This is a genomic window from Roseinatronobacter ekhonensis, from assembly GCF_900499075.1.
GTDB lineage: Bacteria > Pseudomonadota > Alphaproteobacteria > Rhodobacterales > Rhodobacteraceae > Roseinatronobacter > Roseinatronobacter ekhonensis.
This window is the reverse complement of the sequence record NZ_UIHC01000042.1, coordinates 1-19,597: the sequence shown is the minus strand read 5'-3', so window position 1 is coordinate 19,597 and position 19,597 is coordinate 1. Positions and strand designations below refer to the sequence as shown.

The following is a 19,597-nucleotide window of genomic DNA, read 5'->3' as shown; positions in this document are numbered from 1 at the left end:
GATGAAGGCAGGCGCGATGACCGAGTTTCCGGGCTGGCATGGCACGACGATTGTGGCGGTCCGCAGGGGCGGCGAGGTGGTTGTGGCTGGCGATGGGCAAGTGTCGCTTGGCCAGACCGTCATCAAGGGTAGCGCACGAAAGGTGCGCAGGTTGTCGCCCGGCGGATACGACGTGGTGGCAGGTTTCGCCGGGTCAACCGCCGATGCATTCACCCTGCTGGAACGGCTAGAGGCCAAGCTGGAGGCCACGCCGGGGCAATTGGCCCGCGCCTCTGTCGACTTGGCCAAGGACTGGCGCACCGACAAATACCTGCAAAAGCTGGAAGCGATGCTGATCGTGACCGACGGGCGCGATTTGTTCGTGATTACCGGCGCGGGCGATGTTTTGGAGCCCGAGCATGACATCGCCGCAATCGGCTCGGGCGGGAATTTCGCCTTGGCCGCCGCGCGCGGGCTGCTTGAGACCGAAATGAACGCCGAAGATGTTGCCCGCCGCGCCATGGCTATCGCGTCGGATATTTGCGTTTATACGAACGGCAACCTGACGGTGGAGAAGATCAGCGCATGACCGACCTGACCCCGCGCGAAATCGTGTCTGAATTGGACCGCTTCATCATTGGGCAAGCCGAGGCCAAGCGCGCGGTGGCGGTGGCGCTGCGTAGTCGCTGGCGGCGCAAGCAGTTGGCGGTGGAGTTGCGCGACGAGGTTTACCCCAAGAACATTCTGATGATCGGGCCGACCGGGGTGGGCAAGACAGAGATCAGCCGCCGTCTGGCGAAGCTGGCGAAAGCTCCGTTCATCAAGGTCGAGGCCACGAAATTTACCGAAGTCGGCTATGTCGGGCGCGATGTGGAACAGATTATCCGTGACCTGGTCGATGCCGCGATTGCCCAGACCCGCGAGCAGATGCGCGAGGCCGTCAAGGCGCGCGCGCATCAGGCTGCCGAGGACCGGGTGATTGAAGCGATTGCCGGCAAGGACGCGCGCGAGGCCACGCGCGAAATGTTCCGCCGCAAACTGCTCGCGGGCGAGTTGGACGACACGGAAATCGAGATCGAGATCGCCGACACGTCCAACCCTATGGGCGGCATGTTCGACATGCCCGGCCAACCGCCGCAGATGATGAATATCGGCGAATTGTTCGGCAAGGCGATGGGCGGGCGCACAACGCGCAAGAAGGTGACGGTATCGGAAAGCCACGACCTGCTGATCGCGGAAGAGGCCGACAAGCTGCTGGATGACGAAGCAGTGAAGCTGGCCGCGCTGGAGTCTGTACAGGAAAATGGCATTGTTTTCCTAGATGAAATCGACAAGGTCTGCGCGCGGGCCGATGCGCGCGGTGCCGATGTGAGCCGCGAAGGTGTGCAGCGCGACCTGTTGCCGCTGATCGAGGGTACGACCGTCAGCACCAAGCACGGAGCGGTCAAGACGGACCATATCCTGTTTATCGCATCGGGGGCTTTTCATGTCGCCAAACCGTCGGACCTGCTTCCGGAATTGCAGGGACGTCTGCCGATCCGGGTAGAGCTACGCCCGCTGACAGAGGCCGATTTCGTGCGCATTCTGACGGAAACCGACAATGCGCTGACGCGGCAATACACGGCGCTGATGGGGACCGAAGCGGTTGGCGTAACTTTTGAGGAAGACGGGATCGCCGCGCTTGCGCGCATTGCCGCAGAGGTCAACCAGTCGGTCGAGAACATCGGTGCACGCCGCCTGTATACGGTCATGGAACGGGTGTTCGAAGAGTTGTCTTTTCACGCGCCCGACCGTGCGGGGCAGGACGTTGTCGTAGACGCTGCTTTTGTCGAGCAAAACATCGGCGATCTGTCGCGCTCTGCCGATTTGAGCCGGTATGTGCTGTAGCACTGGACGGATCGGAGAGTTTTCCTATATATTCGGTCAGGAAATAGCCTAGCCGAAGGAAGGGCCACGCCATGCCACAAGACGAAGGTGATCTGCTGATCAAGCCCTCCAGCACCGAACACCCGTTGTATGAGTCGTTGGTGGAAGCCTGCAAGACGGTGTATGATCCTGAAATCCCGGTGAACATCTTCGATCTGGGGTTGATCTACACGATCACGATTTCGGATGTGGGCGAAGTGGACGTGATCATGACGCTGACCGCGCCGGGCTGCCCGGTGGCCGGTGAGATGCCCGGCTGGGTCGCCAATGCAATGGAACCCGTGCCCGGTGTTCAATCCGTGAATGTGGAAATGACATTTGACCCGCAATGGGGCATGGACATGATGTCGGATGAAGCACGGCTGGAACTGGGGTTCATGTGATGGATGCGGTCTTGTCCGAACGTGACAAGATGCTTGCGGGCGCGCCCTATGATGCGGGCTGCCCGGAACTTGTGGCGTTGCGCAAGCGCGCCCAAGGCCTGATGCGGGACTACAACCAAACCATTCTGGGTGATCCGCAACGCGCCGAGCTGATGCAGGCGCTGCTTGGCACTTGGAACGAGGCGGTCATCCGCGCGCCGTTTCATGTCGATTACGGGATGAATATTCACTTCGAGCCGGGTTGCTTTGCCAATTTCAACTGCGTCATTCTGGACGTGGCCGAAGTGCGGATTGGCGCGCGGACGCAGATCGGTCCGAACGTTCAAATCCTGACCGCCGATCACCCGCGCGACGCCGATACGCGCGCGACCGGCGCTGAATGGGGCCGCCCGATAACCATCGGCGCCGATGTCTGGATTGGCGGCGGTGCGATCATTCTGCCGGGTGTTACGGTCGGCGATGGTGCAATCATCGCCGCCGGTGCTGTGGTCACGCGCGACGTGGCTGCGGATGCGACCGTCATGGGCAACCCGGCGCGACAACAGATACGGAAAGAGAGCTGACATGTTTGGCATTCCCGGCAAATCCCCGGTGACGATGACACCTGCTGCCGTGCGGCAAATCAAACGCCTTATGGACCGCGAAGGGGCCAAAGGCTTGCGCGTGGGTGTGAAAAAAGGCGGCTGCGCGGGCATGGAATACACCATGGAAACGGCGCAGAGCGTCGAGGAACATGAGGAAGTGATCGAACAAGACGGTGCCTTCGTGCTGATCGCGCCGATGGCGCAGATGTTCCTGTTCGGCACAGAGATCGACTACGAAACCAGCTTGCTGGAAAGCGCATTCAAGTTCCGCAACCCGAATGTCACCGATGCCTGCGGCTGCGGCGAATCGATCAAGTTTGACGATGTCGACACGCTGACAGAGCGCATGAACGCGGCCCGCGCCCAAGGCTGATTGCATCGGCGGGCCGCCCCGCGTATCCCTGTTGGCAACCAACAGGAGGATACCCATGCCCTGCAAACTTGCTGCCGGTAACTGGAAGATGAACGGTCTTGACGCCGATCTGGACGAAGTGCGCGCACTGATCGCGGCGCATCCGTCGCCCGATTGCGGTGTCTTGATCTGTCCTCCTGCGACGCTTCTGGCCCCCATGGCCAATATCGCCCGAGGCAGCGCGATATTACTGGGTGGGCAGGACTGCCACAGCGATGCAAATGGCGCGCATACCGGCGATATTTCGGCCGCGATGCTGGCCGATGCAGGCGCGCGCCATGTCATCTTAGGGCATTCCGAGCGGCGAGCGGACCATGCTGAAAGCTCTGATCTGGTTGCGGCCAAGGCACGCGCCGCCCATGCCGCCGGTCTGACTGCGATCATCTGCGTGGGTGAAACAGAGGCAGAGCGCGACGCAGGCACCACGCTGGATGTGGTGCTGACGCAGCTGCGCGCATCCCTGCCCGGGGGGGCGACTGCCGCCAACACGGTGATCGCATACGAACCCGTCTGGGCCATTGGCACGGGGCGCACCCCGACGCTGGAGCAGATTGCAGAGGTCCATGACGCGTTGCGCGCGAACCTGCCTGATCCCGAGATGTCGCTTCTGTATGGCGGGTCGGTCAAGCCCGGAAACGCCGCAGAGATTTTTGCGCTGGGCAATGTCGACGGCGCTTTGGTTGGCGGTGCGTCACTGAAAGCTGTCGATTTCGGCGGGATCATCGCGGCGCTTGATGCGGCCTGACATGGTCTAAGCCGGACGCGGTTTTCCCCTTAATTCCTGCGAAATCCCTGCGCGGCCAAGGCCCGTGCCGGGAGGCGTCGCTTGGCCATATCTCTTCCGTTTCAATTCGTGTTTGACAGAATCAGGAAAACTCGCATAGGTATGACATCGGTGTCATGACATCGGTGTCATAGCTTTGGAACCTGTGACACGACGGCGGTATCGCCGCAATTATTGGGGAGGGGGCATGTCTACGATCTACGACGTTGCACAACACGCAGGCGTTTCGGCCAAGACCGTATCGCGGGTGCTGAACGGCGATGCCCCGGTCGGCGAGGAGACCCGCGCGCGGGTTCTGTCTGCGATTGATGCGCTAGACTATGTCCCGTCGCAGGCCGCCCGCATGATGCGGTCCAACAAGTCTGGGCTGATCGGACTAATCACCGGCGCGATTTCGCGCAGCACCGAACCAACAGAGCCGACGGGCCTGCCGGATTTGTACATCGTGCAGGGAATTCAGGCGCGTATGGCCGACGCGGGCATGACGCTGATGATTGCGGATACCGGTGGCGCGCAAGATCGGGTCAAGCCGTTGATCCAGACCTTTCAGGAACACAGGGTCGAAGGGTTGATCTACGTCGCAGATTACCACCGCAAGGTTGATCTGGCGGATGCCGTGGCAAGCTGCCCCATTCATCTTGTGAATTGCTATGATGCGACCGGATTGCCCTGTGTGCTGCCCGATGACCGTTCGGGCCAAGATGCGTTGACCGCACGGCTGGTGGCGCATGGGCACCGTCGCATTGCCTATCTGACGCTCGATGCCCGTATGGATGCAACCCGCTTGCGCAGTCAGGGTTATCGGGACGCATTGAGCCGCGCCGGTATAGCCTTTGATCCTGCTTTGCTGGTCGAAGGTCATGTGCAGGATGTCGAAGACACAAACGCCCGTCTTGCGCAGGCAATCGACAATTTGCTGGCCTTGCCGCACCCGCCCTCGGTTATCTGCTGTGGGAATGACGAACTGGCGTTGCGCCTGTATGGGCATCTGCGCCGGCGCGGGCTGCGGGTGCCCGAAGAAATCTCTATCGCGGGATATGACAATTATCGCGCGATTGCGGAAACACTGTTTCCGCCGCTGACCACAGTCGAACTGCCGTATCGCACAATGGGAGAGCGCGTCGCCGCACGGCTACTGAGCCAGATTTCAACCGGCCCCGCACCTAACAAGGGCGGCTGCGAATTGGTGGCTGCGCCGGTGGTCTGGCGCGGCTCGGTCACTGCAATTCAATCCTGATTTCAGTCTCTAAAGGGAGGAAAACCATGAAACTGAAGCACTTGGCCGCCTATTCATTGGCGGCGCAATCCTTGGCGCTTGGCACGGCATTTGCCCAGACACCGCTGACGATGTGGTATCACGGCGCAGGCAATGAAGTCGAAAGCGCGATCATCAACCAGATCGTGGACGACTTCAACGCCAGCCAGTCGGATTGGTCCGTGTCGCTCGAAAGCTTCCCGCAAGGGGCGTATAACGACTCCGTTGTTGCGGCGGCACTGGCGGGCAACCTGCCCGATATTCTGGACGTAGACGGCCCCGTCATGCCCAACTGGGCATGGGCTGGTTACATGCAGCCCTTGCCGCTGGATGAAAGCGTGATCGCGGACTTCCTGCCCGGCACCAAAGGGTATTGGGACGGGGAGCTGTATTCCATCGGCCTGTGGGATGCGGCGGTCGCCATGGTTGCGCGCCAGTCCACGCTGGACGCGTTGGGGCTACGCACCCCAACCGTTGCAGAGCCGTGGACCGGTGAAGAGTTCATGGCTGCGCTGGACGCGGCGAAAGCCACTGGTGATTGGGAATACGCGTTCGATCCGGGCATGGCCTGGACCGGAGAATGGTATCCGTACGCGTTCTCACCTTTCCTGCAAAGCTTTGGCGGCGATATCGTCGACCGCAGCACTTACCAAAGCGCCGAAGGCGTGCTGAACGGCGATGCCGCGATTGAATTCGGCGAATGGTGGCAAAGCCTCTTTGCCGAAGGGTATGCACCTGGCACCAGCCAAGATCCTGCTGCGCGTGACAATGGGTTCCTTGAGGGGCGCTATGCGTTTTCGTGGAACGGAAACTGGGCTGCACTGAACGCGCTGAACGCCTTTGATGATACGCTGTTCCTGCCCGCACCCGATTTCGGCAACGGTCCGAAAATTGGCGCAGCAAGCTGGCAATTCGGGGTTTCGGGCTCGTCAGACCACCCGGACGGTGCGGCGGCCTTTATCGAATTCGCGCTGCAAGACGAGTATCTGGCCGCGTTTTCAAATGGGATCGGCCTGATCCCGGCGACAGCCTCTGCCGCTGCGATGACTGAAAACTATGCCGAGGGCGGTGCGATGGCCGAGTTCTTCGAGCTCAGCGAAGCGCAGGCGCTCGTGCGGCCGGTGACACCCGGTTACGTCGTGCAGGCAAAGGTGTTCGAGAAAGCACTGGCCGATATCGCCAACGGTGCCGATGTGGCCGACACACTGGACGCAGCGGTCGATGAGATTGACGCCGATATCGAGCGTAATAGCGGCTACGGCCACTAAGCCTTCGTGCCCGCGCCCTAGCGTGGGCGCGGGCCATCTGTCCCGAGCGCAAAAGGCAGTGCCATGTCCTCGAAACTGACCACATCGAACCGCGCGGGCTGGGGCTTTGCAGCGCCGGGGGTGGTGTTGATCGCCACGTTCATCATCGTGCCGTTCTTCTTCGCCTTTGGCCTGTCGCTGACCAACCAGCGCCTGATTTCGCCCAATCCGACCGAATTCGTTGGGTTGAAGAATTATCGCGACATGCTGTCGGTCGCCGTTTTACAGCTGGAGCCCGAGCTGAACGCCGACGGGCAGGTCGCACGCGAAGACGATGGCAGTCCGGTTTACCCACGGGTGCGCACCATTACCCGCAGCGATGATTTTCCGCAGTATCGCGGCATGCGCGAATGGTTCCGCGTGCAGCTGGGCGATACCGCGCATGTGGTCGTTGCGCGCGACGTGGTGTTCATGAAGGCGCTGGTCAACACCGTGACATTCGTGCTGGTCGTGGCCCCGTTGCAAGGTGCGCTGGCATTGGGGCTGGCTTTGCTGGTCAACCAGAAACTGCGCGGGATAACCGTGTTCCGCGCCGTCTATTTCATGCCCGTGGTGGTGTCGATCGTAGTAGTGTCGCTGCTGTGGCGGTTTATCTATTCGCCCGACGGCGGCTTGTTGAACAACCTGCTGTCGGGGCTGACCTTTGGTGCGTTCCAGCCCGTGAACTGGCTGGGCAACCCCGACACGGCGCTGCCCGCGATCATGGGCATGTCGATCTGGCAGGCGGTGGGGTTCCATATGGTCATATGGCTGTCGGGGCTGCAAACCATAAGCCCGACTTTGTATGAGGCTGCCGAGATTGAGGGCGCGTCGAAATGGCAGACCTTCCGATACATCACGTGGCCGGGGCTGCGGCACACGGCGGTGCTGGTGCTGATCGTGATCACGATGCAGGCTTTCGCCCTGTTCGCGCAGATTGATGTCATGACCCGCGGCGGCCCGCTGGACAGCACGCAAACGCTGGTCTTTCAGGCCGTAGAGCGCGGCTATGGCAAGCAGGATATTTCCGGCGGGGCCACCATCAGCGTGGTGTTGTTCCTGATCGTGCTGACCATCTCGCTTGTGCAACGCTGGCTGACCAGAGAGAGGGCCTGACATGTCCGCCATTTCCCCCGACAATCAGGGCCTACGGTTGGCCGTCCGCTATGCCGTGCTGGTGCTGATCGCGATTATATTCGTGTTTCCGCTGGTTTTCATGGTCATGTCCAGCCTGAAGCCAGACCAGCAGCTTCTGGCCGACACGTCCAGTCTGCGGGCCTTTCTGCCGGTCGGTGATGTCGGCCTCAACAACTATACGGCAGCGTTCGAGCGCGCACCCATCGGGCTGTTCGTGTTCAATTCCGTGCTCGTCACGGGGCTGACGGTGGCGCTGTGCCTGCTGGTCTGTTCCATGGCGGGGTTTGCTTTTGTCTACCTCAACTGGCGCGGGCGCGATGTGATCCTGTCGGTCATTCTTGCCACGCTGATCGTGCCGTTCGAAACCATCGCCATCCCGCTTTTGCTATTGGTGTCGAAACTGCCATGGATCGGCTGGGAGGGGGTGACCATCGGCTGGCTGAACAGCTACCGCGTGCAGATCATCCCCTGGATCGCCGATGCGCTGACTATCTTTCTGTTCGTGCAGTATTTCAAGGGTTTGCCCCGCGAACTGATAGAGGCGGCGCGCGCCGAAGGGGCGACATGGTTCCAGATATACTGGCGCGTCGTGATGCCGTTGTCCGGCCCCGTGCTTGCGACCGCCGCGATCCTGAAGTTTCTGGTCATGTACAACCAATACCTGTGGCCGCTGATCGTGGTCCAGCAGGAGCAGTACCGCCCTGTCATGGTCGGGCTGCAATACTTCTTCCAACTCAATATCGCGTGGGGCGAGGTCATGGCGTATCTGACCATGATCACCGTGCCGGTGCTGGCCTTTTACCTGGCCTTGCAGCGTGCCTTTATCGCCTCGATCGCGTCCACTGGCGTGAAAGGATAATCCGCAATGGTTCTCGCACTCGAACATCAATGGATATGGGATAGCTGGTATGCCCATGACGGCGACAAATGGCATGTCTTCTTCCTGAAGGCAGACAAATCGCTGATCAATCCCGAATTGCGCCATTTCAACGTGACGCAGGGCCATGCCGTCAGCGATGATCTGATAAACTGGGAGCATCTGGGCACCTGCCTTGTTCCCGCCGACAGCCCCGCATGGGATGATTTTACCACATGGACCGGGTCGGTCGTGCGCGATGATGCGGGTCATTGGCACCTGTTCTATACCGGCACGTCCAAGGCGGATGAGGGGCTGTATCAACGCGTGGGACATGCCACGTCGGATGATCTGCACAATTGGGTCCGCGTGGGCGACGGGTTGTGTCTGGACCTGACCGGTCCTGCCGCAGCCGCCTATGAAGCCAATCATGCCAAGGGCTTTTGGCACGATCGCGCCATGCGTGACCCGTGGGTCATGCGCGACCCCGACGGCGACGGCTGGCTGATGTATTTCACCGCGCGCGCTCCGGGCATTGCAGAGCCGAACGCCGGTGGCGCCATTGGCTTTGCCACTTCGGACGACCTGATGACATGGACCCTGCAACCGCCGGTGTTTGTCGGCGGCTTCGGCCAGATGGAAGTGCCGCAGGTGTTTCAGGTGGCTGACCGCTGGTATTGCCTGTTCTGCACTGCCGCCGAACACTTCTCGCAAGCGCAGGCCATCGCCACGCCTGGCGGCGCAGTCACCGGCAATCATTACCTGATGGCCGACAGCCCCCGGGGTCCTTGGGTCATTGCGGATGGCCCGTTTCTGGACGGTGCCTTGCCCTGCCGCCGCTATGCGGCGCGGATTGTCGAAACCGGGGCGGGGCTGCGCATCATGGGCTTTGCCGACAGGAATGCGGAGGGACATTTCCAAGGTGTGATCCTGAACCCCGATCCGGTCGAAGTGCTGGACGATGGCCGCCTTGTCGTGCGGCCCGATACAAAAGCGGCGGAGTAGGGCCATGGCAGATGTGTCTCTGAAAGAGATCCGAAAATCCTATGGCGCTGTCGATGTCATCAAAGGCGTGGATATCGACATCAAGGATGGCGAGTTTTGCGTCTTTGTCGGTCCCTCCGGTTGCGGCAAATCCACGCTCTTGCGCATGATCGCGGGGCTGGAGGATATTTCCGGCGGCACGCTCTCGATTGGCGGGCGGGTGGTCAATGACATCACCCCCAAGGAACGCGGCGTGGGGATGGTGTTTCAGTCCTATGCTATATTCCCGCATATGACGGTGCGCGAGAATATCGCGTTCGGGCTGACCATCGCGGGCACCTCGAAATCCGAAAAGGATGCCAAGGTGCAAGAGGCCGCGCGCATCTTGCAGATGGAACATCTGCTCGACCGCCGCCCCAGCCAGCTATCGGGCGGGCAACGCCAGCGCGTGGCCATTGGCCGCGCGATTGTGCGCAAACCCAACGTGTTCCTGTTCGACGAACCCTTGTCGAACCTTGATGCCGCGCTGCGCATGGATATGCGCATGGAAATCGGCAAACTGCACCGCCAGCTTGATGCAACGATGATCTATGTTACGCACGATCAGGTCGAAGCGATGACGCTGGCCGACAAGATCGTGGTTCTGAAAGATGGGCATGTCATGCAGATGGGCGCGCCTATGGACCTGTATCACAACCCCGAAAATCTGTTCGTGGCGGGCTTTCTGGGTGCGCCCTCGATGAACTTTCTGGATGTCGAGGTGATGGATGTGCAAGGCACCGAAGCCAAGGTTGCGCATGCGGCGATGGAGCCTGTGGTGCTGAACACAAAAGGCCGCCCGATTGTAAAAGGGGACCGCGCTGTAATGGGGTTGCGCCCGCAATACCTGTCGGCTGATGGTGCCGGTGCCGGTAAGGTCGAAGGCAAGGTTACGGTCGCCGAACGGTTGGGCAGCGAAACCGTTGCCGATCTGGTATTGCGCGACGGCACGCATCTGATCGCAACCTTTTCAGAGGACCGTGTTTTGCCGGCGGACCAAGCTGTGGCCTTGCAGTTCAACCCGGCGGAAGCACATCTCTTTCCAGTCGGGGGCTAGCCCGCCTGTCGCAAGCGCGGTCAACGGTCCAACAATCCGCCACGGGTCGCGATGGCCCGTGCGGATAGCAATTGCCCGCGATGTGCGGCTTCGTCCGGTGCAGTGCCTTGCAACCTTGCCGCCAGATATCCGGCGTTGAACGCGTCGCCCGCGCCGGTCGTATCAAGGGGCGGCGGCGTTTCAGGCGCCACCGTGCGGCTGATCTGACCGTCATGCCATAGCGTGACAGGTTCCGCTCCGTTGGTCAGAACGATTTCTGGCACACCTGTCGCGGATAACGTCTGCAGCGCGCTTTCTGCGTCCGAGACATCAAAAAGGGCCGTGCAATCGTCTAGGCTGGGCAGCAGGATATCCGCACGACGGGCGATGCGCAGCACCCAGTCGCGTGCTTGCCCGCTATTGTCCCACAGGCGCGCGCGGAAATTCGGGTCGAAAAAGACTTGTCCCGCATAACCTTCCAGCGCGGCGACAAGCGCCTCGCGCCGGTCCTGCGCTAGAATTGCCAAGCTGATGCCGGATAGAAAGATCGCCTGGGCCCCGGCAAGGGCGCGCGCCAGCGCGTCCTCGTCATCGACCATCTGTCGCGCGGCGGAGTGCGCGCGCCAATAGGCAAAGCTGCGCTCTCCATCAACCAGCTTTATCAGGTATAGACCGCAGGTCTGGCCCGAAAGGACCTGAACATCGCGCGTGCAAATGCCGTTCCCAGCCATGAACGCCGCCATCTCGATAGACAGGGGGTCGTCGCCCAATGCGGTGGCAAAGCCGATCTGCCAGTCTTGTGGACAGACCTTTCGCAGCGCCCAGGCGGTGTTGAACGTGTCGCCTGCAAACCCTTGTCGGAACAGCCCGTTTTCTGCAGGTGCCAGTTCGACCATGCATTCGCCCAAGCAGATCAGTCGCATTTCGCACCCTCGGTTGGGTTAAACCACGCGGCGGCGTTACGGTAGCAGATGTCGCGCACCAGCGCGTCCAGCTGTTCGGGGTCGTCGGGCAGATGGCCGGTTTCGGCCCAAGTACCGATCATCCGGCACAACAAGCGCCGGAAGTATTCATGGCGCGGGAAGGACAGGAAAGAGCGGCTGTCAGTCAGCATGCCCAGAAATGTCGATATCAGACCCATTTGCGCCAGCGTGCGCATCTGCGTTTCCATCCCGTCCAACTGGTCGTTGAACCACCACGCGGTGCCGGGCTGCACCTTGCCTGCAAGGCTGCCATCCTGGAAATTACCCGCAGTGGTCACGATGACGGGGGTCTTGCCCGGATCCAGCGCATAGAGGATCGTGCGCGGCAAGGCATTGTCACGGTCCAGCCCGTCAAGAAGCGCATTCAGTGCCTCTGCAAGAGGGGCGTCGCGCAGGCTGTCGGCGCCGGCATCGCGCCCGAAGCCGGTCATCAGACGACTGCGCGTGTTGCGCAACGGACCCATGTGCAGCTGCATGACCATATCATGTGCGGCATAGGCGCGGCCCAGATCCAGAAGCAGACGGTGACGGAACGCGGCGGCTGCGGCGTGCGAAACGGTCTGGCCAAGGCGCGCATGACTTAGCGTGGCATCGCCTTCGGCCTGCGTGGCAGGGTCGATCACATCCAGCCGGTTCAGTCCGTGATCAGCGGCACGCGCACCATGGGCGCGGAAATGGTCCAGCCTTTGCAACAGCGCGGACAAAAGCTCTGCATAGGTTGCGATGCTTTGGCCGCTGGCGGCTTCCAAACGGTCCAGCCACGCTGCAAACCCTGCATCTTCGGGGTAAAGCGCGGGGTCGGGGCGAAAGGTTGGCACCATGCGCAAACCTGTAGCTGCCTCTGCGGCAAAGGCGGCGTGATGCTCCAGCGTGTCACAGGGGTCGTCGGTGGTTGCGACATAAGAAACATTCATCTGCGCCAACAGCCCGCGCGCGCCAAAGCCGCGTTCTAACAGGCGCTCTGCGGCGGTGTCCCACACCCGCGCAGCAGTGTCTTGCGTCAGAACCACCCCCTCTAGCCCGAAATGGCGCCAAAGCTCCAGATGGGACCAGTGATGCACGGGGTTGCCCACGATACGCGGCATGACGCGGGCAAACGCATCGAATTTCGCACGGAAATCCGCGCTGCCGGTCACATGGCTTTCGGGCACACCCGCCCAGCGCATGACCCGCCATTTGTAGTGGTCATGCTCCAGCCATAGCGCGCCCAGATTGTCCCAATGGCGATCCTGCGCAATGTCCTGCGGCGAGAGGTGGTTGTGAAAATCGACAATCGGCAGAGGCTTGGCCACGTCATGAAAAAGGTGCCGCGCTGTGCTTGTGTCGAGCAGAAAATCGGGGCCAAGAAAACGGCTCAAGATGCAACCTCCGACATTGTGGCCGCAAGGGTATTGCGCACGCCATGCGCCCGCAACCGTGCGAGCGCGTCTTGCACGGCGCTGTGCAGTCGCTGGTCCGGCGCCAGATCAGGGCCAAAGCCGTCATAGCCTGCAAGGAACACGGGCAGCGCGTCTGCATCCGACGGCAGCGTCGAAATGCGGGCGCGCAGGGTTTCGGCCCGTGGGTCATTCACTTCCAACGCGCACCCGTCATCTCCATACCCGCGCAGCCAGATCAGCCAGCTTGCCAGAACAAGCGCCATCAGGGGCGGCACCGTGCCGCGCTGCGCCAAATGCCAACGCAGAGGGGCCAGAATGCGTTGGGGTAGTTTCTGGCTTGTATCACTCGCGATCTGCGCGGTGCGGTGCTTCAGCGCCGGGTTCCGGAACCGCGCGCGCAGGTCTTCCCCGTAGCGTGCCAGGTCGATTCCGGGCAATGGCGGCAGGGTGGGCGCTGCCTCTTGCGCGTGGAAATGTGCGACAGCGGCGGCAAAGTGCGGATCGGCCATGCAGGCATCGACCGTCGCCAGCCCCGCTTGGCCGCCCAACAGCGCAAGCAGGCTGTGCGCGCCATTCAGCATGCGCAATTTCATGTCTTCATACGGCTCGACATCCGCCACCAGCAGCGCACCGCCTTCTGCCAGCGGGGGGCGGTCTGCGGCGAAGCTATCCTCTATCACCCACTGCAAGAACGGCTCGCAGATCACGGCGGACGGATCGTCTTGGCCCAAGGTGCCGCGCACGCGGTCACGGTCTGGTGAGGTCATAGCAGGCACGATCCGGTCCACCATAGAGCAGGGGAACCGGCATGCACCCGCGATCCAGTCGGCAAGCTGCGGGTCCGTGGCGCGGGCGAAATCATCCACGGCGCGCGCCAGTTTCGTGCCGTTGCCCGACAGGTTGTCACAGGCCAGCAATGTCAGCCCGGCATGACTTGCCGCCCGCCTGCGCGCCAGCCCGGCCACCAGCACAGAAATCGCCGTTCGGGGCGGGGCGCCTGCCAGTTCGGCCCGAATAGCGGGATTGTCGAAATCCAGCCCGTCGGGACCAGAGCAATATCCTTTTTCCGTAATGGTCAGCGATATGACCGCAAGCTCGGGACTGGCGATTAGCATGGGCAGTGCATCTGCACCGTCACGGTCAGGGTGGCGTGTGCCGATAACGCAGCCCACCTGCTCTGCGTGCAGCCCATCGGCATCGGCGGCCAGCACATGATAGATACCCCGCGCGTGGTCGAGTTGGTCAAGCGCGTCACGGCCAGAATTCAACCGTGCCACGATCACCCCCCAGTCGCCGGTCGGGTCATTCAACAAGCCCCGGTGAAGCACGCAAAGTGGATGCGCGCGGGCAAAGGCCCCGAACCCGATATGCAGCCAGCGCGGGCGCAGCTTACTGCGGTCGTAGGTCATCAAGTGCCCTCACTGGAATTACCTCGCCATGCCCGAACGCGCGCCCGCCGATCCAGACCTGTTCTGTCATTCCGGCTGGCAGTGTCAGTGTCACATGCGCAAAGGGAAAGGCTGCCTGACCCTGATGCGACATCGACACGGTCAGCCGACCGTTCCGGCGCGCAAGGGTGAGTGCTGTCTGGCAGTGGTTCCCGTCCAGCGCATCGGCATTGTCGCCGTCATCGTCATACATATACGAGATGCCGTAACGGGTCCTGCGTTGCGCATCACAATTACCGCTTGGCAGATCACCACTGCGCTGTCGCCATTCCCGTATTAAACCTGATTGGAGGAATAGGGGATGAGACTGTTTATCGGATTGGATGTGTCACTGGCCAAGACGGCGATATGCGCGGTCAGCGAGCATGGAAAAATCGTTCAGGAAGCTGAGGTCGCCAGCGAACCGGAGCCGCTTCTTGCGTGGCTTCACACCTTGGACGGCACCATTGCCGCCTTGGGCCTTGAGGCTGGTCCCTTGTCACAGTGGCTGCATCGTGGGCTGACAGATGCCGGGCTGGATGCTGTTCTGATGGAGACACGGCAGGTGAAGGGCGCCTTGAAGGCCATGCCCATCAAGACAGATCGGAGAGATGCTGAGGGGATTGCCCGTCTGCTCCACCTCGGTTGGTTCCGCCCGGTCCACTGCAAGTCAGTTTCGGCGCAGGAGGTTCGCGCCATTCTCAGTGCTCGCAAGGCCATCCAGCAGAACATGCTCGCACTGGAGATGTCACTGCGCGGGCTCTTGCGTAACTTTGGCTTGAAGGTCGGTGCGATTTCCCGAGGAAGGTTCGAGCATCGCATTCGAGAACTCGCTGAGGGCAATGCCATGCTCGATACAGCGACAGCTCCCATGTTGCGTGCAAGGGCGTCGTTGCGCCAGGAACTTGCGGGCCTCGAAAAACTGGTTCGGCAGATGGCCCAAGACGACCCGGTTTGTGTACGACTGATGACGATGCCGGGAGTTGGTGCAGTCGTTGCCCTGACTTACCGGTCTGCCGTCGACGACCCTGCGCGCTTCACCTCTTCGAAGAACGTTGGTCCCTGGGTCGGCCTAACACCATCACGCAACCAGTCTGGCGAGCGCGATGTCTCAGGCGGCATAACCAAGGCCGGTGACGTGAACTTGAGGCGCGCGTTGTGCCAGGCCGCGACCGTAATGATGAACCGTGGTCGATCGACATGGCTGAGAACATGGGGCGCTCAACTTGCAAAGCGCCGAGGCCGGAAGCGAGCCATGGTCGCGTTAGCGCGCAGGATCGCAGTGATACTGCATCGCATGTGGGTCGACGGCTCGACATTCCAGTTTGAGGCGGCACCGACGCATTAACATCAAACCCGTTGCTTGCTTGATCGCAGGCCCCGAGGTCCCGCAGGGACGTGGTTCCGATGATGTCGTGCTCAGGACAGTCGCTGGCTGATAACAGTCAAGCACGCCTATGAGATTGGCACATCGGGATTGCACCGAACCAGCATCATGTTGGCAGCCAGCGCGCTGACCACGGACCGAAGCATGTGCCCCAAGGACCCAATTACGGGCTGGCGTGAAGAACGGCAGCGGACAGGTCGGAAAACAAAACTCCTGCTTCTGCGGGCTCTGATGTCTTGTGAAAAAAGCCTTGACTAGGACGGACCCGTTACCGAAGTTCTGAGCCATCGCCCGGTGCGGGGAACACGGCGAGTTCGCGGGCAGTTTCGGCCTGTGGGGTCGCCCGTTGCGCCCCGCGCGCCAACGCCAGAACAGCGCCACCGCGGACGAATAGGGGTATGCTTGCCAGCGTTACCGGCAGGTCAAGCCATTGCCCGCCTGCGCACCATTTCCCAAGCTCGAAATTCCACCAGCCGGTTGCGTTCTGCGGCAGATAAACCCGCCGCTGTGTTGCGCCTTGCGTCACCACGCTGGCCACAAGCAAATCCTGCCCCAGCATGAAATCATCCGTATCGACATGGCATTCAGCGTCGTGTTCGTGGTCCAGAAAGGTCGGCCGCAGCATCGGTTCGCCCTGCGTGACAGCGCGCCACAAGCAGGTGTAGAGATAGGGCAACAACCGGTAGCGCAGCCTGATCGCGGCGCGGATTTCGGGCAACACGTCCGGGTGCGTCCATGGTTCGGTGACAGAGCCGTCATCGTTCCAGCTATGGATAACGAAGCGCGGATGGAAAATGCCGTTTTGCACCCAGCGCAACAGCAATTCGGCATCGGGTTGCGGTCCGGCAAAGCCACCTACGTCATGCCCGATATTCGAGATACCAGACAAAGCCAGCCCCAGCCCCATGCGGATGTTCCAGCGCAAGCTGTCCCAACTGGTGCGGTTGTCGCCCGTCCATGTCTGCGCGTGACGCTGCAGACCGGTGCCGCCCGCGCGGGTTATCAGGTAGGGCCGCTTTGCCGGAGCATGGGCCCTTTGCGCGGCTTCCGACGCCTGGGCCATCAGAAGTGCATGCAAAGGCCGGATCAGCCCCATATCAATTGGTGCGCCAAATCCGTGGCATTGTGCGTGGTGGTCCCAGACCTCGAACTCGTTATTGTCATTCCAAGTGCTGGTCAGCCCGCGCTGTAGCAGCGCGGTGGTGACATTGGCTTGCCACCAGTCCAGTGTAGCGGGGTTGGTGAAATCCAGATGCGACCCTTTGGCATCCCAAAACACAGAGACCTCTGGCGTGCCGGTGTCGCTGTCGGTGATAAACAGACCTTGGCTTGCGGCCTCTGCATAGCGCGGGTGGTCCTGTAACAGGCACGGTTTGATGTTTGCGATCAGGTTCACTCCGGCCCTTTCAAACGCCGTGGTGAACCCCTCGACATCGGGGAATTTATCCGTGTTCCAGTTGAACACGTAGCGCTTGCCGCCGATAGAGGTGTAGCCCGATGACAGATGAAAACTGTCACACGGGATGGCGTGGCGGTCCAGATCGGACAGGAACCCCGATAACTGGGCCTGCGCGTCGGGTGCGTCCGTATAGGCCATGGTAGAGCCCGAATACCCCAACGACCAACGCGGTGGGAAAGCTATGCCGCCCGTCAGCCTTTGTTGCGCTTTGACCAGCGCAAGCACATCTGGCGCCCATGTGAAGTAGTAGTCCAGATCACCGTCTTCGGCCCGAAAGCTGCGATAGGGGGCGTGGTAATTGTCCAACTCGTTGCCCAGATCGAACCAGCAGCCCGCCATCGTGTCATAAAACAGGCTGAAGCTTCCGGCGTGCGGGGTGCGTGTCAGGGTAAACGGGATATGTTTATACAGCGGGTCGGTCGTCTGCGCATCATAGCCCATAGCGTCCAGATTGCGCATCTCGAACCGGCGGCCTGTGCGGTCCAGCGGCCCAGTCTTTTCGCCCAGTCCGAACACCGCCTCGCCCGGATGACGGCGCAGAAAATGAGCATTGGCGTGGCTGCGCCGTCCCAGCATATACGCGCCGGTGGGGCGGTCTTGGGCAACGTCGCGCCAGCCATCGTCGCACTTGGCTTGCCAGTGTATGTGCAATGGCTGGCGGATGATTGCGCGCAGCGTGCCCGTGGACAGGGTCAGCGTATCACCATCCTGCCGCATATCCACCACAGGACATGAGAAACCCGCATGGCTGTCGCGGCTACGCCCCTCGCGCGGCAAGGGACCGTCGGGGGCCACGGCCCAACTGCGACCAAGCCGCCATGCGCCGTTTTTCAGCAGGCGGACCCGGAATTGCGCAGTCTCCACCGCTTCTATCCGCAGGGTGTGTTTACCATCGACGGTCAGCGTTACGCCGTGCCGGTCCTTCGTCGCAAGCTGCCAAGTCTCGGCGGTTTTCATGGGGCAGGGTATCCCGGAAAATCTAGGGTTGGAAAGCGTGATCTTGAGCGACAGACTGGTCAAGGCGCGGTTCCGGCTGCGGGCTGCGCTGTACACGATGTGTGGCAAAAGATATCATATTGGTCAACCAATTCATAAATTGGTTGATATGTTTATTGGTGATTGCTAGGCAGGTATCACTCGTCAGCCCGGAACGGCGGATCTCGCGATGGAGCAGATGTCCCGCCGCATAACAGCCCGTTGAGGCGCGGAGAGCATTGGTCGTCTGTGCAAGACGTATCATGTTAAGCATGGGTGAGCGCCGTGGGAGAGACGTGATGACCAAAGGCGGACGCCGCTATCAGGAAACCGCCGACCAGTTGCGCGAACTGATTTCGCAGGGCGGCTATCGTTCCGGTGATAGAATTCTGACAGAACGGCAGATCGCGGAGCGTCTTGGCGTCGGCCGCTCAGGCGCGCGCGAAGCCATCCTGCTTCTAGAGGTCGAGGGCGTTCTGGAAGTGCGCAAAGGGTCCGGCATCTATCTGACGCGCAACGCGGGCGACAATCCGCGCAGCGATGTGACCGATATTGGCCCATTCGAATTGATACAGGCGCGTCAGCTACTGGAAAGCGCGATTGCAGGGATGGCGGCATTGACCGTGACGAAACCAGACATCTTGCGAATGCATGAGGCCCTAGAGATGGAGCGCGACAGCATCGCCTCTGGCCGTATGGATTATTCCGGTGATGAACAGTTCCACCACCTGATTGCCGTAGCCACGCAGAACAGTGTGCTGGTCGAGGCGGTCGGCGATCTGTGGGAAAAGCGCGCGCGCAGTCGCTTGTGGGCGCAACTCCATGATCGAATTTTTGAAACCGATTACCGGCTGCGCTGGCTGGATGACCACAATCTTGTGCTGGCGGCGCTGCAACGCCGCGACCCAGAGACCGCAAAGCGTGCGATGTGGCAGCATCTGGAAAACGTGCGCATAACACTACTGGCGCTGTCGGACGATGAAGATCCCGGCTTCGATGGCTATCTGTTCGATCCGCAGCAAGTCTCGGGGGCGTTTCGTTGAACTATAGCAAGCAGGTGCTCTAGGCATGGACTACACTTGGCGCTGGTTCGGCCCGGATGACCCTATTTCGCTGGCTGACATCCGTCAGGCGGGCGCGACCGGGGTTGTGTCTGCCCTGCATCATTTGCCCAATGACAGTGTTTGGTCGCATGACGAAGAGAAACGCGCGAAAGTTGGTGATGCCCTGAGGGGCGGCATATCATGGCGGTGTTCAGACGCCGTCAATTCTCAGTCGAGAAAGGGATATGCCACATGCCAGAGACTACCATCACTGAACTGCCCG

At 61.1% G+C, this 19,597-nt stretch carries 19 protein-coding genes and 1 pseudogene; 15 read left to right on the top strand and 5 right to left on the bottom strand.

Annotated elements, in window-relative coordinates; all coding sequences use genetic code 11:
- Nucleotides 1-16: 16 nt before the first annotated feature.
- The 12 genes from hslV (at nt 17) to ROE7235_RS15075 (ending at nt 10,682) form a co-directional block, all read left to right on the top strand.
- Nucleotides 17-568 (top strand): ATP-dependent protease subunit HslV, encoded by a 552-nt coding sequence (gene hslV / locus ROE7235_RS15130; protein ID WP_121096345.1) that lies wholly within the window; start codon nt 17-19, stop codon nt 566-568.
- Nucleotides 565-1,866, top strand: a complete 1,302-nt coding sequence (gene hslU / locus ROE7235_RS15125; RefSeq protein WP_121096340.1) for an ATP-dependent protease ATPase subunit HslU — start codon at nt 565-567, stop codon at nt 1,864-1,866. Before hslV ends, hslU begins: the two co-directional genes overlap by 4 nt.
- A gap of 71 nt (nt 1,867-1,937) precedes the next feature.
- Nucleotides 1,938-2,288 carry an SUF system Fe-S cluster assembly protein gene (locus tag ROE7235_RS15120; RefSeq protein ID WP_121096339.1) on the top strand — a complete coding sequence of 117 codons (351 nt, stop codon included), beginning with the start codon at nt 1,938-1,940 and terminating at the stop codon, nt 2,286-2,288.
- A gap of 29 nt (nt 2,289-2,317) precedes the next feature.
- Nucleotides 2,318-2,851: a sugar O-acetyltransferase gene (locus ROE7235_RS15115; RefSeq protein ID WP_121096344.1), complete on the top strand. Its 534-nt coding sequence runs from the start codon at nt 2,318-2,320 to the stop codon at nt 2,849-2,851.
- Between the two features lies 1 nt (nt 2,852).
- On the top strand, nt 2,853-3,245 hold the full coding sequence (locus tag ROE7235_RS15110) for a HesB/IscA family protein (RefSeq protein ID WP_121096338.1): 393 nt from the start codon (nt 2,853-2,855) through the stop codon (nt 3,243-3,245).
- A gap of 55 nt (nt 3,246-3,300) precedes the next feature.
- Complete coding sequence (tpiA, locus tag ROE7235_RS15105) at nt 3,301-4,029, top strand: triose-phosphate isomerase (RefSeq protein WP_121096337.1); 729 nt, start codon at nt 3,301-3,303, stop codon at nt 4,027-4,029.
- A 226-nt stretch (nt 4,030-4,255) separates the two neighbouring features.
- Nucleotides 4,256-5,305, top strand: a complete 1,050-nt coding sequence (locus ROE7235_RS15100) for a LacI family DNA-binding transcriptional regulator (protein ID WP_121096336.1) — start codon at nt 4,256-4,258, stop codon at nt 5,303-5,305.
- A gap of 26 nt (nt 5,306-5,331) precedes the next feature.
- Complete coding sequence (locus ROE7235_RS15095) at nt 5,332-6,591, top strand: extracellular solute-binding protein (RefSeq protein ID WP_121096335.1); 1,260 nt, start codon at nt 5,332-5,334, stop codon at nt 6,589-6,591.
- Between the two features lie 63 nt (nt 6,592-6,654).
- Nucleotides 6,655-7,725 (top strand): carbohydrate ABC transporter permease, encoded by a 1,071-nt coding sequence (locus ROE7235_RS15090; protein WP_121096334.1) that lies wholly within the window; start codon nt 6,655-6,657, stop codon nt 7,723-7,725.
- Between the two features lies 1 nt (nt 7,726).
- Nucleotides 7,727-8,605, top strand: coding sequence for a carbohydrate ABC transporter permease (locus ROE7235_RS15085; protein ID WP_121096333.1), 879 nt, complete (start codon nt 7,727-7,729; stop codon nt 8,603-8,605).
- 6 nt (nt 8,606-8,611) lie between these two features.
- The gene (locus tag ROE7235_RS15080) at nt 8,612-9,607 is read left to right on the top strand and encodes a glycoside hydrolase family protein (protein ID WP_121096332.1); all 996 of its coding nucleotides are present in this window, start codon (nt 8,612-8,614) and stop codon (nt 9,605-9,607) included.
- 4 nt (nt 9,608-9,611) lie between these two features.
- Nucleotides 9,612-10,682 (top strand): ABC transporter ATP-binding protein, encoded by a 1,071-nt coding sequence (locus tag ROE7235_RS15075; RefSeq protein WP_121096331.1) that lies wholly within the window; start codon nt 9,612-9,614, stop codon nt 10,680-10,682.
- A gap of 20 nt (nt 10,683-10,702) precedes the next feature.
- Here ROE7235_RS15075 and ROE7235_RS15070 read toward each other — a convergent pair whose 3' ends face one another.
- Genes ROE7235_RS15070 through ROE7235_RS15055 form a run of 4 tightly spaced genes read right to left on the bottom strand, consistent with a single transcriptional unit; the run spans nt 10,703 to nt 14,664 of the window.
- Entirely contained in the window at nt 10,703-11,584 is an 882-nt protein-coding gene (locus tag ROE7235_RS15070; RefSeq protein ID WP_121096330.1) for a sugar kinase, read from the bottom strand.
- Nucleotides 11,575-13,002: a glucuronate isomerase gene (gene uxaC, locus ROE7235_RS15065; RefSeq protein ID WP_121096329.1), complete on the bottom strand. Its 1,428-nt coding sequence runs from the start codon at nt 13,000-13,002 to the stop codon at nt 11,575-11,577. The genes ROE7235_RS15070 and uxaC overlap by 10 nt, the downstream gene beginning before the upstream one ends.
- Complete coding sequence (locus ROE7235_RS15060; RefSeq protein WP_121096328.1) at nt 12,999-14,432, bottom strand: mannitol dehydrogenase family protein; 1,434 nt, start codon at nt 14,430-14,432, stop codon at nt 12,999-13,001. Before ROE7235_RS15060 ends, uxaC begins: the two co-directional genes overlap by 4 nt.
- On the bottom strand, nt 14,413-14,664 hold the full coding sequence (locus ROE7235_RS15055) for a hypothetical protein (RefSeq protein WP_121096327.1): 252 nt from the start codon (nt 14,662-14,664) through the stop codon (nt 14,413-14,415). Before ROE7235_RS15055 ends, ROE7235_RS15060 begins: the two co-directional genes overlap by 20 nt.
- Before the next feature lie 108 nt (nt 14,665-14,772).
- Between ROE7235_RS15055 and ROE7235_RS15050 the strand changes: the two genes are divergently transcribed.
- Nucleotides 14,773-15,798 carry an IS110 family RNA-guided transposase gene (locus tag ROE7235_RS15050; RefSeq protein ID WP_121096326.1) on the top strand — a complete coding sequence of 342 codons (1,026 nt, stop codon included), beginning with the start codon at nt 14,773-14,775 and terminating at the stop codon, nt 15,796-15,798.
- A 307-nt stretch (nt 15,799-16,105) separates the two neighbouring features.
- Here ROE7235_RS15050 and ROE7235_RS15045 read toward each other — a convergent pair whose 3' ends face one another.
- Complete coding sequence (locus ROE7235_RS15045; protein WP_245963987.1) at nt 16,106-18,316, bottom strand: glycoside hydrolase family 31 protein; 2,211 nt, start codon at nt 18,314-18,316, stop codon at nt 16,106-16,108.
- 254 nt (nt 18,317-18,570) lie between these two features.
- On the opposite strand from ROE7235_RS15045, the gene ROE7235_RS15040 reads away from it, so the two are divergent.
- Both ROE7235_RS15040 and ROE7235_RS21075 read left to right on the top strand, forming a co-directional pair.
- Nucleotides 18,571-19,314, top strand: coding sequence for an FCD domain-containing protein (locus tag ROE7235_RS15040; RefSeq protein ID WP_121096324.1), 744 nt, complete (start codon nt 18,571-18,573; stop codon nt 19,312-19,314).
- A gap of 25 nt (nt 19,315-19,339) precedes the next feature.
- Nucleotides 19,340-19,445: pseudogene (locus ROE7235_RS21075) on the top strand (mannonate dehydratase); the annotation flags it as partial.
- Nucleotides 19,446-19,597 lie beyond the last annotated feature (152 nt).